Origin of the sequence: Desulfoscipio gibsoniae DSM 7213 (assembly GCF_000233715.2) — a bacterium.
Taxonomy (GTDB): domain Bacteria; phylum Bacillota; class Desulfotomaculia; order Desulfotomaculales; family Desulfallaceae; genus Sporotomaculum; species Sporotomaculum gibsoniae.
The window spans coordinates 2,049,239-2,062,538 of record NC_021184.1 but is presented as its reverse complement, the minus strand read 5'-3'; the positions used below and the strand labels follow the sequence as shown (position 1 = coordinate 2,062,538).

The 13,300-nt window shown below is 43.7% G+C and carries 14 protein-coding genes and 1 tRNA gene; 10 read left to right on the top strand and 5 right to left on the bottom strand.

Annotated features, from left to right (window positions below; all coding sequences use genetic code 11):
- Window positions 1-52 precede the first annotated feature (52 nt).
- Complete coding sequence (locus DESGI_RS09590; protein WP_006524552.1) at window positions 53-484, top strand: hypothetical protein; 432 nt, start codon at window positions 53-55, stop codon at window positions 482-484.
- A 32-nt stretch (window positions 485-516) separates the two neighbouring features.
- Window positions 517-1,113 (top strand): DUF3786 domain-containing protein, encoded by a 597-nt coding sequence (locus tag DESGI_RS09585; protein ID WP_006524551.1) that lies wholly within the window; start codon window positions 517-519, stop codon window positions 1,111-1,113.
- Window positions 1,114-1,163: 50 nt separating this feature from the next.
- Here DESGI_RS09585 and DESGI_RS09580 read toward each other — a convergent pair whose 3' ends face one another.
- Together DESGI_RS09580 and DESGI_RS09575 are read right to left on the bottom strand one after the other, a co-directional pair.
- Window positions 1,164-1,484 carry a carbohydrate-binding protein gene (locus DESGI_RS09580; RefSeq protein WP_006524550.1) on the bottom strand — a complete coding sequence of 107 codons (321 nt, stop codon included), beginning with the start codon at window positions 1,482-1,484 and terminating at the stop codon, window positions 1,164-1,166.
- A gap of 195 nt (window positions 1,485-1,679) precedes the next feature.
- A tRNA-Pro gene (locus DESGI_RS09575) sits at window positions 1,680-1,756 on the bottom strand.
- 168 nt (window positions 1,757-1,924) lie between these two features.
- On the opposite strand from DESGI_RS09575, the gene DESGI_RS09570 reads away from it, so the two are divergent.
- From DESGI_RS09570 to meaB, 4 genes are all read left to right on the top strand, one after another.
- A complete protein-coding gene (locus DESGI_RS09570; protein WP_006524549.1) occupies window positions 1,925-2,569 on the top strand; it encodes an adenylate kinase in 645 nt (214 codons plus the stop codon).
- A 64-nt stretch (window positions 2,570-2,633) separates the two neighbouring features.
- A complete protein-coding gene (locus DESGI_RS09565; protein WP_006524548.1) occupies window positions 2,634-3,377 on the top strand; it encodes a class I SAM-dependent DNA methyltransferase in 744 nt (247 codons plus the stop codon).
- A gap of 212 nt (window positions 3,378-3,589) precedes the next feature.
- Complete coding sequence (trxB, locus tag DESGI_RS09560) at window positions 3,590-4,516, top strand: thioredoxin-disulfide reductase (RefSeq protein ID WP_006524547.1); 927 nt, start codon at window positions 3,590-3,592, stop codon at window positions 4,514-4,516.
- A 294-nt stretch (window positions 4,517-4,810) separates the two neighbouring features.
- Window positions 4,811-6,052: a methylmalonyl Co-A mutase-associated GTPase MeaB gene (gene meaB / locus DESGI_RS09555; RefSeq protein ID WP_006524546.1), complete on the top strand. Its 1,242-nt coding sequence runs from the start codon at window positions 4,811-4,813 to the stop codon at window positions 6,050-6,052.
- A gap of 37 nt (window positions 6,053-6,089) precedes the next feature.
- Here meaB and DESGI_RS09550 read toward each other — a convergent pair whose 3' ends face one another.
- Complete coding sequence (locus tag DESGI_RS09550; RefSeq protein WP_006524545.1) at window positions 6,090-6,959, bottom strand: hypothetical protein; 870 nt, start codon at window positions 6,957-6,959, stop codon at window positions 6,090-6,092.
- 68 nt (window positions 6,960-7,027) lie between these two features.
- Between DESGI_RS09550 and DESGI_RS09545 the strand changes: the two genes are divergently transcribed.
- Complete coding sequence (locus DESGI_RS09545; protein ID WP_052543936.1) at window positions 7,028-9,850, top strand: helicase C-terminal domain-containing protein; 2,823 nt, start codon at window positions 7,028-7,030, stop codon at window positions 9,848-9,850.
- Between the two features lie 303 nt (window positions 9,851-10,153).
- Here the strand turns inward: DESGI_RS09545 and DESGI_RS09540 are convergent, their stop codons facing one another.
- Together DESGI_RS09540 and DESGI_RS24520 are read right to left on the bottom strand one after the other, a co-directional pair.
- The gene (locus tag DESGI_RS09540) at window positions 10,154-10,558 is read right to left on the bottom strand and encodes a TIGR04086 family membrane protein (protein ID WP_006524543.1); all 405 of its coding nucleotides are present in this window, start codon (window positions 10,556-10,558) and stop codon (window positions 10,154-10,156) included.
- 76 nt (window positions 10,559-10,634) lie between these two features.
- Complete coding sequence (locus tag DESGI_RS24520; protein ID WP_006524542.1) at window positions 10,635-10,784, bottom strand: hypothetical protein; 150 nt, start codon at window positions 10,782-10,784, stop codon at window positions 10,635-10,637.
- Window positions 10,785-10,955: 171 nt separating this feature from the next.
- Between DESGI_RS24520 and DESGI_RS09535 the strand changes: the two genes are divergently transcribed.
- The 3 genes from DESGI_RS09535 (at window position 10,956) to DESGI_RS09525 (ending at window position 13,298) form a co-directional block, all read left to right on the top strand.
- Window positions 10,956-12,029: a tetratricopeptide repeat protein gene (locus tag DESGI_RS09535; protein ID WP_006524541.1), complete on the top strand. Its 1,074-nt coding sequence runs from the start codon at window positions 10,956-10,958 to the stop codon at window positions 12,027-12,029.
- 507 nt (window positions 12,030-12,536) lie between these two features.
- Window positions 12,537-13,097 (top strand): GTP cyclohydrolase I FolE, encoded by a 561-nt coding sequence (gene folE, locus DESGI_RS09530; RefSeq protein WP_006524540.1) that lies wholly within the window; start codon window positions 12,537-12,539, stop codon window positions 13,095-13,097.
- Window positions 13,098-13,112: 15 nt separating this feature from the next.
- Window positions 13,113-13,298: a YpmA family protein gene (locus DESGI_RS09525; RefSeq protein WP_006524539.1), complete on the top strand. Its 186-nt coding sequence runs from the start codon at window positions 13,113-13,115 to the stop codon at window positions 13,296-13,298.
- Window positions 13,299-13,300: the final 2 nt, after the last annotated feature.

Sequence of the window (13,300 nt, the reverse complement as noted above, 5' to 3'; positions counted from 1 at the left end):
ATGTAATAATTACATACCTGGGCTATATTATTTCAGGGGAATGGGGATAAGCATGGGCACATTATTCATAGGAATATTACAAAATGAATTTAACTTAACCAGGGAAGATACTCAATTACTGCAAAAAACCATGCGAGAACTTAACCGTGCTGAGCGCCGTTACTATTACCAGCATTTAAAAACCCAAGAGAAAAAATTTGTCCATTATTTAAAGGACTATTATCAATCCCTTGGGCCCGATGGTCAAAAGCGATGGTTGGACACAGTAGTGCAAAGCATGCTGGACCGGGGCGGCGACCCGGATATCAGTGATGCATTGATGATGAAAGTCATCGGCCATTTGACGGTGTACAATCATCTCCGGGCTAAATCCGAAAGCGATGGTGTAAAACTAAAAATGCTGGTCAATTTCGGCGGGCTGGGCACCGTTATCATGCTGGTCGGTGCCATAACGGCGCTGGTATTGTATTTGATGGCACGTTAAAAAAATCAATTAAGAACAGGGAGTTGTTTCTTTTGTGTCATGAATTAACAGCACACACCGCGGCAATCAAGAACTTTTTGGATACAGACCCGGAAGAAATGATTTTAAGAAGCGGGGCAAGTTATTCAAAGAATAGGGAAGGCATTAACATTGAATATTTTGGCCGGACTTATACCGTTTCCTTAAAGGACGGGGTGGTAATGGCGGGAAACAATAAAAATGCAGCCCCCAAAGATGCCACTCTGATATTGCAGTATCTCAAACAAAGCAGCGGGTTGCCACCCAGGGGCAAATGGATTTCTTTTTTAGAATTGCCCCAGGGCATTCACCATCATGTACCATTTTTAAAAGATGCTTGTCAACCAATTAGTGAAGCACTAAGCAATAATCCGGTTTTATTCATGCAGCGTGCTGCCCGGCTTGACGGCCAGCCCATTAAAATGGGCGATGCTGGTGCTCAGATATCCGCTTTTCCTAAACTACCCCTGGCTGTTGCCATATGGCAGGGAGACGATGAATTTCCAGCCAAAGCCAATATTTTATTTGACAGCATCGCCCCCCACCACCTGACCACGGCAGCCCTGTGGGTACTGGGCTGTGAATTGGCCCAGAAAATGATTAATCCATAAGTGATCGAATAAGCCTTTTTGCAAAAAAAAAGCCGGCTAAAGTCCGGCTTTTAAGTAATTCTATAGATCCAGTTGGTCCCGTTATTATTATCCCAGTTATGGGCATCATCCCTGAAACAAAAATTAAATTGTTTTCCCTTTACATCAACGGTATGTTCCCAGCCTTCGCTGGTTTTTTCCATAAGATAATCTTTGGAATCAACCCATTCCTCAACTTCGCCAATACCGGCATGCATCCAAACCTGATTGGCCCCGTTCTTATTTAACATGCCGCTATACCTGATGCGTATTTCTTTACCATCCTGCTTCAGCGGTTTAACCTGAACCCCCTGGATGGGCGAGGAAAAGGTAAAAGGGCTTAATGTACTCATATGCCACCTCCTTTTTTCTTTTCATGATATAGTTTAAACAAAAAAAATCTATTTATTAGTTTTTAATTTGTCATTAATTCTCAAGGTATGAATAAAACATTTCCAAGTTACATGAAAGATCTAACTCGGGGCAAGTTAAACGCGCAGGGGATATAAAAAAAATGAACTCCCTCTTTAAAAGAAGGAGTTTACCTGTGGTCGGGGCGACAGGACTTGAACCTGCGGCCTTACGGTCCCGAACCGTACGCGCTACCAAACTGCGCTACGCCCCGAAGTAATAATTTTTCCGACAAACACTATAATAACTTAACTTGGCCTGATTGTCAATGATGATTTAGACAGAAGACCAGTTCAAGAATTTATTATTTTCACTGATAAATATTAATGCTATAATGTGTACAAGCTGATTATTTTTGTATTACATGGAGGAGGGGAATTATTTGAAGCTTTTAATCATGGGGCCTCCGGGTGCCGGTAAAGGTACCCAGGCCGAAGTGCTGGTCAAGGAATTAAATATTACCCATATTTCTACTGGTGACATGTTCAGGGCCGCTATTAAAGAAGGTACTGACATGGGCAAAAAAGCCAAGGAATACATGGATAAGGGTGCCCTGGTACCCGATGAGGTAGTGGTAGGCATGGTCAAGGACCGCCTTTTAAAACCAGACTGTGCCGAAGGTTTCTTGCTGGATGGTTTTCCCCGCACCCTCGAGCAGGCCAAGGCATTAGACGCCACCCTGCAGGAGATGGGCATCAAACTGGACGGTGTAGTGAACATCGCAGTGCCACGGGAAAAACTGATGGCCCGTTTGACCGGCCGCCGTGTATGCCGCGGCTGTGGAGCCAGCTACCATGTGCTGTTTAACAAGCCCGCAGTGGAAGGCAAGTGCAACAGCTGCGGTGGCGAGTTATACCAGCGCAGTGACGACAACGAGGAAGCGGTAGGCAATCGCCTGGATGTATACGAAGCCCAAACCCAGCCGCTAATTGATTATTACGCGGCCCAGGGATTGCTGCTGAATATCAATGGCGATCAGGATATTAAAAAGGTTCTCGAGGATATCCTGGCAAGTTTAAAGAAATAATAATCTCTAGCCCCCGGTTTATAAACCGGGGGTTATTAAATTAAACAGTACTGGGCGTGATGAAATGAATCAATACAGCGGTTTATCTTACATATATGATTACCTGGTAGCCGGAGTGGATTTTGAGGGTTGGATTGATTACGTTGAAGCATTGCTGAACCGTTTTCAGCTGCACACCGACAGTGTTGCGGATCTTGCCTGTGGCACAGGCAATACCGTGATTCCCTTTGCCCGGCGCGGCTATAAAGCCACCGGCATCGACCTGGCCGGAGAAATGCTGAACCTGGCCAGATCCAAAGCAGCAGCTAAAAAACTGTCTATTAATTTTTTAGAGCAAGACATGCGCACTTTCAAGCTGCCGGGAAAGGTAGGTCTGGTAACCTGTTTCCACGATGGCTTAAATTATTTGCTTGATATTATGGATATTAAAAAGACGTTCCAACAAGTACACCGGCAATTAAACGATAAAGGTGCTTTTATTTTTGACCTCAATGCTGTTCACTGGCTGTCCAAAGCGGATAACAGCATTACCATGATAGATGACCAGGATATGACTTTAATTTGGGAAACAAGTTACGATAGTAACCAAAGTACCTGGCAAATCAAGCTAACCGGCTTTGTAAGGGAAGGTGATATATACCGGAAATTCACAGAATACCACCGGGAAAAGGCCTACCATCCTGAGGAAATTACTGCCTGCCTGAGAGATGCGGGATTCACTTTGCTGGGCAGCTTCAACGCTTTCACCTTTGAACCCATCCAGTACAACAGTATCCGCCATTTTTACGTAGCACAAAAAAGTGACTGACCGGTAATGTCCCTTCATACCCACTGAGTTAACTTAATACAAGCAGTGGTTTTTCTATTTAACGCGGGTGTCTATCCGCTTTTTTTATGCTTTTACAATGGTCGTGCCAGGTCGGGATACGTACCACAGCCGGCTGCATCATTGACAATGCTGCGAACAATATTGTAAAATTAAGATATTATACTTAAATAATTTTCCATGGGGGTTATAAAATGCATATATATGATGTAACCATTATTGGGGGAGGTCCGGCGGGACTGGCCGCGGGAATATATTCGTCCCGTGCGGCCTTAAAAACATTGCTCTTGGAAAAGGGCATGCCCGGCGGCCTGGCCGCCAGCACTGAATTTATTGAAAACTACCCGGGATTTGCTGAAGGCGTGGGCGGACCGGAATTAATGATGCAGATGGATGCCCAAGCGCGCAGGTTCGGCATGGAGGTGCAATCGGCCAACGCTGAAACCATTGAAGCAGGGGAAGATTATTTTACCATTAAAACCGACGATGGAGCCATCCTCACAAAAACCATTATCCTGGCCACAGGCGCCCAGCCGCAAAAGCTAAAAACTCCCGGCGAAGAAGAGTTCCACGGGCGAGGCGTTTCCTATTGCGCTACCTGTGACGGAGCTTTCTTTAGGGATAAGGAAGTTGCCGTGATTGGTGGTGGGGACTCAGCAGTGGAGGAAGCTATTTATTTAACTAAATTTGCCAGCAAGGTGCACATAATTCACCGCCGGGGTGAATTGAGAGCAACGAAGGTTCTTCAGCAGCGGGCCATGGACAATGAAAAAATTGTTATGCACTGGCATAGCGTAGTGGAAAAGATTTCAGGTGAAGCAACTGTTAAGGAAATCATCATTAAGGATGTGCGCAGCGGGGAAACCAAACCACTGGCCGTGGATGGAATTTTTATTTATGTAGGCACCCGGCCGGTATCCGATTTAGTGGCTGGGTTAATTAATCTGGACCAGCGCGGCTATATCATCGCTGATGAAAATATGCACACCTCCCGGCCGGGTATTTTTGCAGCCGGTGACGTTAGACAAAAAATACTCCGCCAGGTAGTCACCGCTGTGGCTGATGGTGCCATAGCGGCTGTGTCAGCGGAAAAATATATCGAAGAAACACAAAAAAAATAGCTGTATCCAATGATACAGCGGAGAAAGGGAGAGGAGATTAGGTTATTAACATATTAATGTTTTGGATAAGTCTATTTTATTTTTAAATTATAATAAGGTAAATGATTATTGCTTAAATGGTATAATTTAAGGTGCAAACGGAAAAATGAACTATAAATCGGTATTACCCGGCCCTCCCAGGTTCTGGGAGGCCTTTTATTTGTAAATATCGATAATTCAAACAGGATTTCAACCTTTGGCCGGAGAAAACTGCACTATATACATATGCAGCGCAATTCAAGGAGGTGCACTCAAGTGCAAGACTTAATAGATAGATTCATTGCCGGAGAAACCCGGGCATTGGCCCGCCTTATATCGCTGCTGGAAAATGAGGACGATAAGCACGAACAAATTTTAAAGGAACTCTTTAAACGCACCGGCCAAGCTTATGTAATCGGTTTCACCGGGTCACCGGGAGCAGGTAAAAGTTCACTGGTGGACCAAGTGGTCAAGCAGCTGCGCAAGGCAGGTAATACAGTGGGCATTATCGCCGTCGACCCCACCAGCCCCTTTACTGGGGGTGCATTGCTGGGTGATCGCATCAGAATGCAGCAGCATGCGCTTGATAAAGGTGTTTTTATCCGAAGTATGGGTACGAGAGGCAGCCTCGGTGGGTTGGCTAAAACCACCAAGGACGTTGTAAAAGCCATGGATGCCTTCGGCTTTGACCGGGTTATTATAGAAACAGTGGGTGTGGGACAGGCCGAACTGGATATCATGCATGTGGCTGATAGTACAGTTGTGGTTTTAACTCCCGGGGCAGGGGATGCCATCCAAACTATCAAAGCAGGGATTATGGAAATTGCCGATGTGTTTGCCGTAAATAAAAGTGATCTGCCAGGCGCGGATAAAATCGCTACTGAAGTAGAAATTATGCTCGATCAACGGCGGGACGGAACCAGCTGGCGGCCACCGGTACAATTATGTTCCAGCCTGACCGGCGCGGGCATTACTGAACTGGTGCAAGCTATTGAAGGTCACCGACAGCACCAATTGCACAGCACAACCAATTCACTGAAGCACAGGCGCCAAAAGCGCGTGCGCTCAGAAACCCTTGATATAGTCAATTACAAATGGCAGCAAAAGGTTTTTAAACAAATGCGTTTACCCGGCCTGGTCAATGAATTACTTGACCGGGTGGAACAAAAGGAATTAGATTATTATACAGCGGCATATGCCATTTTAGAATATGTAGCAGCCAACCAGGTCGAGGGCGAGGATGAGAGCAGATCCATGCCCACCTTATCGAACCGGAACGTGGAAGTTATTTTTAACCATTTGCAACAGCTGGTGGATCAATTGCAGAAAACTGAAAAATTTGACTTACCAGACCAGAATTATCAGGTTTACTTACATGGGGAAATATATGGTATTAGTCTGGCACTGCGCCAGCTTTACCCTGGACCCGGCAACTGGGGGGAAAAGGCAGGTCTGCTGATTAGGCCGGTACTCACTGAACATCAGTGTGACTGTCAAGAAAAACCGAATGACCAGTAATGATTATCACCACCGCCGTATGGCGGTGGTATCATTTTTATAGCTCGGCAGCGGTTATTATCTCATCGGGAATATAAATATCCTTAAACAATGCAGCTTGATTACCTTCAACTAACCGGCCCCACCGCACATAAACAGACCGGTTGTGCATGTTTTTTATACCATCGGTGTACAACAGCACCGGTAGATTATCATCTTTAGACAACCGCATCAATTCAGGGTGTACTGCCCATTCATCTAGCCGGGAAGCCCCATCAGTTAATCCATCTGCTACATATAAACATAATACCCGCTGCAGGAGTGCTGCGTCTCCACCGTCCCCTGCATTTTGTGATGCACCAGGAAAGTGCCTGGCGCAGTAAAATATATCACCTAAATCATTTTGCGGATGTGCGTCAGCACATATAATAGCTGCTTTACTTACCCCACTCTCAACCATAAATACGCCCAAGCCAGGCAGGACATCGCAGCCTTGAATAGACCCTACTACCTGCCGTTTGATAAAATCAATGCGATACCCTTTTCGGGCATAACCGGATGCAATGCCCAGTTCGTGCATAACTCTCAGCGAAAGTTTGGTCTCTTTTAGCTCATCAATCTTGTTTGATAAACCAGCGTTTAAATATAATGGCTCAAGGTCACCGGCCATAGCGGCGACGGCTAATGTGTAAGGTCCAGGCATGCCACCCCCGACAATCTCCCTGTCAATGGTTTCCTCTCTGGCCTTATACCATATTTTAACAACATGGGCAATCCCCAACTCAGTAAAATCAATAAATCTACCAAAACCTCCTTTACCGTTTTGGCCATCTTTCATGGACTTAAGATTTTCCTCGAGCCAATCTTTACCCAGTATTGATTCCAAGTCATCCAGTGCCCTGGCTGGGTTTATTTCTTTATGCCGCATATTATCATCTCCCTAGTTAATGTGACCCGCTCCAGCAGGATAAATCAGGTGTAGCAAGAATACATGTAATGCAAATACAGTTTATTATGGGATGTGAAACATCATTGAACTTTATAGCCTGTGACCTGGAAACCACCGGCCTTGACCCTGTAAATGATAAAATAATTGAAATAGCCATGGTAAAAGTGGTAGACGGACAAATAACGGACACCTTCAGCACACTGGTGAATCCCAAGTGTAAAATACCGCTGAAAATCAAGAGATTAACCGGTATTACGGATGAGCAGCTGGCCGCTAGCCCAACGATGGATCAGGTGACCCCCTTAGTGTTTGATTTTATGGAACAATGCCCGCTACTGGGGCACAATATCAATTTCGACCATTCCTTTTTATCTGCCAAGATAGGTCATTTACCATTTACCCAATGTATAGATACCCTGGAGATGGCCCGTTTAATTATGCCCGCCGTACCCGGCTACAGCCTATCCAATCTGGTACAATCCCTGCAACTGGCACAAAAGCCCCTGCACCGTGCCCTGGATGATGCCCTGGCGGCCACAGCACTGTATTTTGCCCTGCTGGACATGGCCAAAAATCTAAAGCTTGACGTACTGCTGCAACTCCTGCCACTATTACAACATGGTAATTCCCCCCTGGCACCAATCGTGGAATCAATTATAAAAGATAAAATAAAGACCATGCCGGGGGAAAGAATTAAGGGCATACCCATCAAAGAACCGATTTATGCCGGATATAGCGCTAAAGAAGACATCCCCGACATTCATGACCAAACACAATATCAATTGGACTACCTGCTCGGCCCCCGGAGCCCACTTGGGCGACTTATGCCCAACTACCAGTTCCGCAAGGAACAAATAAAAATGGCGGGAGTCGTCGCTGAAACCCTAACTAAACAAAAGATATTATTGGTGGAAGCAGGTACCGGTACAGGCAAGTCCATTGCCTACCTGCTCCCGGCCTTACTCTGGGCTCTGCAGCATGAGCAGCGTGCCATCATTGCCACCAATACCATTAACCTTCAGGAACAAATCTGGCATAAAGATATACCGCTATTAAGAAGCTTGTTGGAGTTACCTTTTCAGGCAGCACTGCTCAAAGGGCGATCCAATTATATCTGTTTACGCCGCTTTATAAATTTCATCACCCATGCGGCCGGCATCACCGCCAGCGAGGCCATGCTGGTGGCCCGCATTCTAGTATGGCTACAACATACAGACAGTGGTGATAAAAGTGAACTCAACCTTTTTGGCCCTGATAATGAAACTTGGATGCAACTGTGCTCCGAAAGTGATACATGCCTTGGTAATGCCTGCCGCTGGTGCAACCAGTACTGTTTCGTAACAAGGGCAAGACGCAATGCGGAAAATGCCCACCTGGTTATTATAAACCATTCACTGCTGTTCGCTGATATTGTCTCTGAAGTAAATATACTGCCGAACCACGGAGCGCTGGTAATGGATGAAGCACATAATATTGAGGAAACGGCAGCCAAACATATGGGCAAAAAGGTTTCTCGGAGCCAAATACTGCAATGGCTAACCATAACGGGCAAAAATATTAAGAAGCTAAATGAATTAGCCCCGCCCCAGGATGGCCGGCGCTGGCTGGAAACCATTAAAAAAGTTGAAGAAACTAGGCACATGCTAATAACAAATATAAACAGTTTTTTTTATTTATTTATTCAAACCATTCATAAATATAATCATAACCAAGGACACTATCAAATTAAAGTACGCTTACACCGGGAAACAGAACTTATGGATGAATTTGAGGCTGAATACCAAAATTTGCTTTACCGAATGCGGGATTTCATAGTAAAATTAAGAAATCTTGCCGACTGGCTGGAAATATGGACAGTGACCAATAACGCCTGGGAGGATAAACTACAGGACATTATTATTAGCATAACCTCCGGCAACGACTACCTGGCTAATCTTGATTTTATACTTAAATCACCAGAGGAGAATTACGTGTGCTGGGTGGAGGCACCTAACTTAAGTGTGCTGGAAAGGGAAAGCTACCAGTGTACTTTGCACGCAACACCAATAGATATTAGCGCCATACTTCATGAAAAATTGTTTAATAAACCTAAAGCCATCATACTTACTTCCGCGACCCTTACGGTTAATAAAAAGTTTGATCATTTTATAAAGCAATGTGGGCTTAACCGGTTGCCTGACAGTGCTATACAGCAAATTATTGCGGATTCACCCTTTAATTATGACCAGCAATGCTTGCTGTGCGTAGCCAGGGATTTTCCTAATATTGGTGAAATTAGTGCCGGAGATTATTTAACAACACTTATCAACACCATTTATGAACTATCCGTAGCCACAGGTGGCCGAACACTGGTGCTTTTTACTTCACACAAACTACTGCGGGACACGTACCATAAAATTAAGCCACTTCTCGACGAAGTTGATATTTGCGTGCTGGGACAAAGTATAGATGGCGGCCGTACCAAGCTGGTTAACGAATTCCATCAAAACCAGCGCAGCGTGTTGTTTGGAGCTTTTAGTTTCTGGGAGGGTATTGACATTCCAGGTGATGCCCTTGTTAATGTAATCATTGTTAAACTGCCCTTTGCACCTCCCGACGACCCGGTACTGGAAGCCCGCAACGAAAGGATAGCCGCCCTCGGGCAAAACAGCTTTTATGGATTAAGCCTGCCCAACGCCGTTATCCGTTTTAAACAAGGATTCGGTAGACTGATTAGAAGTGAGCAGGATCGAGGTGCGGTGGTAGTGTTGGATAAACGCATAATTGAAAAAAGATATGGAAAGATTTTTTTAAATTCATTGCCCGTAAAATCCCATTTGCGAGGCAATATCAATGAAATCACCCAAAAATTGACTGTCTGGCTGGGGTAAACTGTTTAATTTTATATGCACATTAAAGGCATGTCATCAATAATATTAATATAGATAATAAAAACCAGGTGAAGGAGAGTGAAAGTTTTGCGGGTCTATTATGTACGGCTTCCTTCTTTTTTGCGCAGCTGGCTGATGAAATTCATTAAGTGACGAAATTAGGAGCAGGCTATAACCTGCTCCTTTTTAGAATCATATAATCTTTTAAATTATTGTTAACAATAATCAAATTAATCGGTAGACCGGCCGGGCATTTAACCTCTTTAGTCTGACGTTCAATCTTTAAGGCCTTTTACAACTACATCATTGCCTGGACACACCAACACCCAGTATACCCCCAACGGCACCAGTCAGGCAGGAAATGATAACTCTCTGAAACGTTGCACCAGCTGCAGACTGGGTATGCAAAAGAAAGCTACTAATCAACCAACTAAAAAGTAGAAATACTACAGCCACACCAATACCATGCACTAAACCCTTATACCCCGCCCAACGGGCAGCCAAAAGGCCACCAGCAAAAACACTAACATAATAAAGTGTATTTGAGGCTAGAGGTAGTGTTTTTTCACCAAGGGACGTGACATGGTATAATATGCCCAGCAAGGCGCTACCCAGCACGGTGACGATTAACGCCGCCAGTACTCCTTTTAAAACAGCACTTAAGCTAAGCGGCGGGTAAGTTGTTTTTTCATTTTTTAAAGCAACCATTTAATCCACACCTCCCTGTTTAATTTAAATTTTATGTCATAAATAACATAATATGCTTAAAAGAAAAACAGCCGGTTCATTTGCCGGCTGTTTTATTGTTGCTAAAACGATCGGTAAAGTCATGATCCCACTGCCCGTCCAAGTTTACCATTGTTGCTGAACCAGTGGGTTCCTCCACAAAAGCATCACCTGTTTCTTTGGAGCTTTTATGCTTATTCTTTTCCAATTTATCACCCCCATTTTTCCCTTTTTATTATGCGTTATAGAACAACCAAAATACCAACAAGCTCACAATTACTAAATTATTCAAAACATTACAATATTTTTATATCTAATTGGAAGGATATGGTGAACACTTGGCGAATATAACCAATAAATCTTAAAGGGGTGTGTATATATGGATGGTATTAAAAAACAGCTCGGCATCAACGTATACATTCAGGTAGTATATAGCCTGGCAGTGGTAATGGAGAAACTTGGTTCCCTTACCAACGCCTTAAACATGGTTAAATGGGCCATTACCAATGCCCCCAATAACCCTAAGTTATGTTTGCATGCCAGTCGCTTATACCTAAAAAAGGGGCAAGTAGATAATGCTGTCTATTATTGGAAAAAGGTTGCAGGACGGGAGAATATCGGTTGTTTTTTATATTGGCTGCGTGGCCACAGAAAAGGTTCGCTAAAAGAGGAGCAAGCATACTATGGTCAGTGGCCACACCGCCAGGTGGAAAAAGAAAGATATTATGGCAATAATAATAAAAATTCAAACAACACTGGGTTGGAGCTACTGGAGAGAGGATGTACACCAGAAGCTTTGAAAGTTTTCATGAAGGAATTGGAGGAAGGCGGAGCTGATGCTATCTTATACTTCAATATTGGGCATGTCCTCAGTAAGCTGAACAGTCACCATAAGGCGCTAGAATTTTATGAAAGGGCGCAGAGCCTGGGACTTAATAGCATAGAGCTCTTCAATAACAAAGGTTATAGTTTATTCCTGCTTAATCGTTTTGAGGAAGCGCAAACCTGCTATGAGCTGGCCCGGGGACTGGCGCCCACCGACTATGGTATTTTAAACAACCTGGCGGCCTGTTATATAAAAACAAACCAGTGTGATAAGGCAGTGAAATTTTTTAAAAAAGCGATACAAAACCATCCCGGCGATGCCACACTGGCCAACAATTTAGCTATGTGCCTGGAAACCTCCGATCAAAAAGATGAAGCCTTAAAACACTATGATATGGCACTGCAATGGGAGAAAAAAGAAACAAATAAAAAAATTATAGCGTTGAACAAGATTAAATGTTTAATTACTTTACAAAAATATCAAGAGGCATTGGTACTTTGTGATAGTCAGCAGGAGGAGGAACATGATTTTGAATTATGGAGCATCAGGGGCGAATTGCTTAATGAATTGGGCAAAATCAGCGAAGCCGCTGAGTATTATCGCAAAGCTTTTGGTTTAACCAGATAGCCCGTTAAACAAATGGAAATTATTCTTAAAGTATATCCTAAGCTAATACCACTAATATTACCGCTTATTTAAGAAAAGGGGACACACCTGCTGAAACCCCAATACCGCTCATTAGAACCCCTTGGGTCAAAAATTTGTTTATAAAATTAATGAAAGCGCGAGAAAAAAAGACTCTGGTAATATACCAGGTCTTTTTTTGTATTAGTTAGGAGGACGAAATCGTATCATGGCGAAATAGTTAAATTGTTGTGTGAGTAATAATAAAACACTAAAAGGAGCTACACCATATATGCTATTACATCAATTGTACTACTCTGCACCCTTGTAACGCCAAATGCCGATAGCAAATCGCAATTTGTGTGCCTGTTTAGTAAACAATACCACGCAATGGCTTTATAGAACTGTTTTTTTAGTCGCTATGAAATGAAAACGCCCTGGGTTATTCCCAAACCAGGACTGATATTAAACATAGCTTTTAATAATAAAGGCAAGAAAGGGGAAATTATAATGATAGATATGGAAAAAATAGAAGTAGCTGTACGCATGATCCTGGAAGCTATCGGCGAAGACCCGGACAGAGAAGGTTTAAAAGAAACCCCGGCCAGAGTAGCAAGAATGTATAATGAAATTTTTTGCGGGCTTTGGGACGACCCGGAAAGACACTTGCAGAAAATGTTTTCTGAAGAACATGAAGAGATGGTGCTGGTAAAGGATATTCCTATTTATTCCATGTGCGAGCATCATTTGCTGCCATTTTACGGCAAAGCACACGTGGCGTACATTCCCCGCAAGGGTAATGTAACCGGTCTATCAAAATTAGCCCGGGTTGTAGAGGGATTTTCCAAGAGACCTCAGCTGCAAGAAAGATTAACCTCGCAAATAGCAGACACAATTATGAAAAAATTAAATCCACACGGAGTATTGGTAGTAATTGAAGCGGAGCACATGTGCATGACTTTGCGCGGGGTACGTAAGCCGGGTTCAAAAACCCTTACGTCGGCTGTACGGGGATCATTCCAGCGCAACGAGGCCACCAGAGCGGAGGCATTCTCATTAATAAGGAAATAATAGGGGGAGAGATTTATGGATCACGCTGATGCGGACCAGGGAAAACTGGAGCTGATTGCGTTTAAATCTTTTGCTAACTATGAAGAAATGTATAAAGTGATAGATTTTTTAAATAAAAACCTCAAGGATAAAAAAATAATGTTCGGCCTTACCAAAAATAAAGAGGAAAACAACCTAACCATAACCATATATGAGTTTTGAAT

Excerpts from the sequence above, each read along its gene's own strand:
- folE (WP_006524540.1), top strand. The coding sequence starts at position 12,537 with ATGATAGATATGGAAAAAATAGAAGTAGCTGTACGCATGATCCTGGAA.
- DESGI_RS09545 (WP_052543936.1), top strand. The coding sequence starts at position 7,028 with ATGCAAATACAGTTTATTATGGGATGTGAAACATCATTGAACTTTATA.
- DESGI_RS09565 (WP_006524548.1), top strand. The coding sequence starts at position 2,634 with ATGAATCAATACAGCGGTTTATCTTACATATATGATTACCTGGTAGCC.
- DESGI_RS09580 (WP_006524550.1), bottom strand. The coding sequence starts at position 1,484 with ATGAGTACATTAAGCCCTTTTACCTTTTCCTCGCCCATCCAGGGGGTT.
- DESGI_RS09535 (WP_006524541.1), top strand. The coding sequence starts at position 10,956 with ATGGATGGTATTAAAAAACAGCTCGGCATCAACGTATACATTCAGGTA.
- DESGI_RS09590 (WP_006524552.1), top strand. The coding sequence starts at position 53 with ATGGGCACATTATTCATAGGAATATTACAAAATGAATTTAACTTAACC.
- DESGI_RS09525 (WP_006524539.1), top strand. The coding sequence starts at position 13,113 with ATGGATCACGCTGATGCGGACCAGGGAAAACTGGAGCTGATTGCGTTT.
- DESGI_RS09540 (WP_006524543.1), bottom strand. The coding sequence starts at position 10,558 with ATGGTTGCTTTAAAAAATGAAAAAACAACTTACCCGCCGCTTAGCTTA.
- DESGI_RS09550 (WP_006524545.1), bottom strand. The coding sequence starts at position 6,959 with ATGCGGCATAAAGAAATAAACCCAGCCAGGGCACTGGATGACTTGGAA.
- trxB (WP_006524547.1), top strand. The coding sequence starts at position 3,590 with ATGCATATATATGATGTAACCATTATTGGGGGAGGTCCGGCGGGACTG.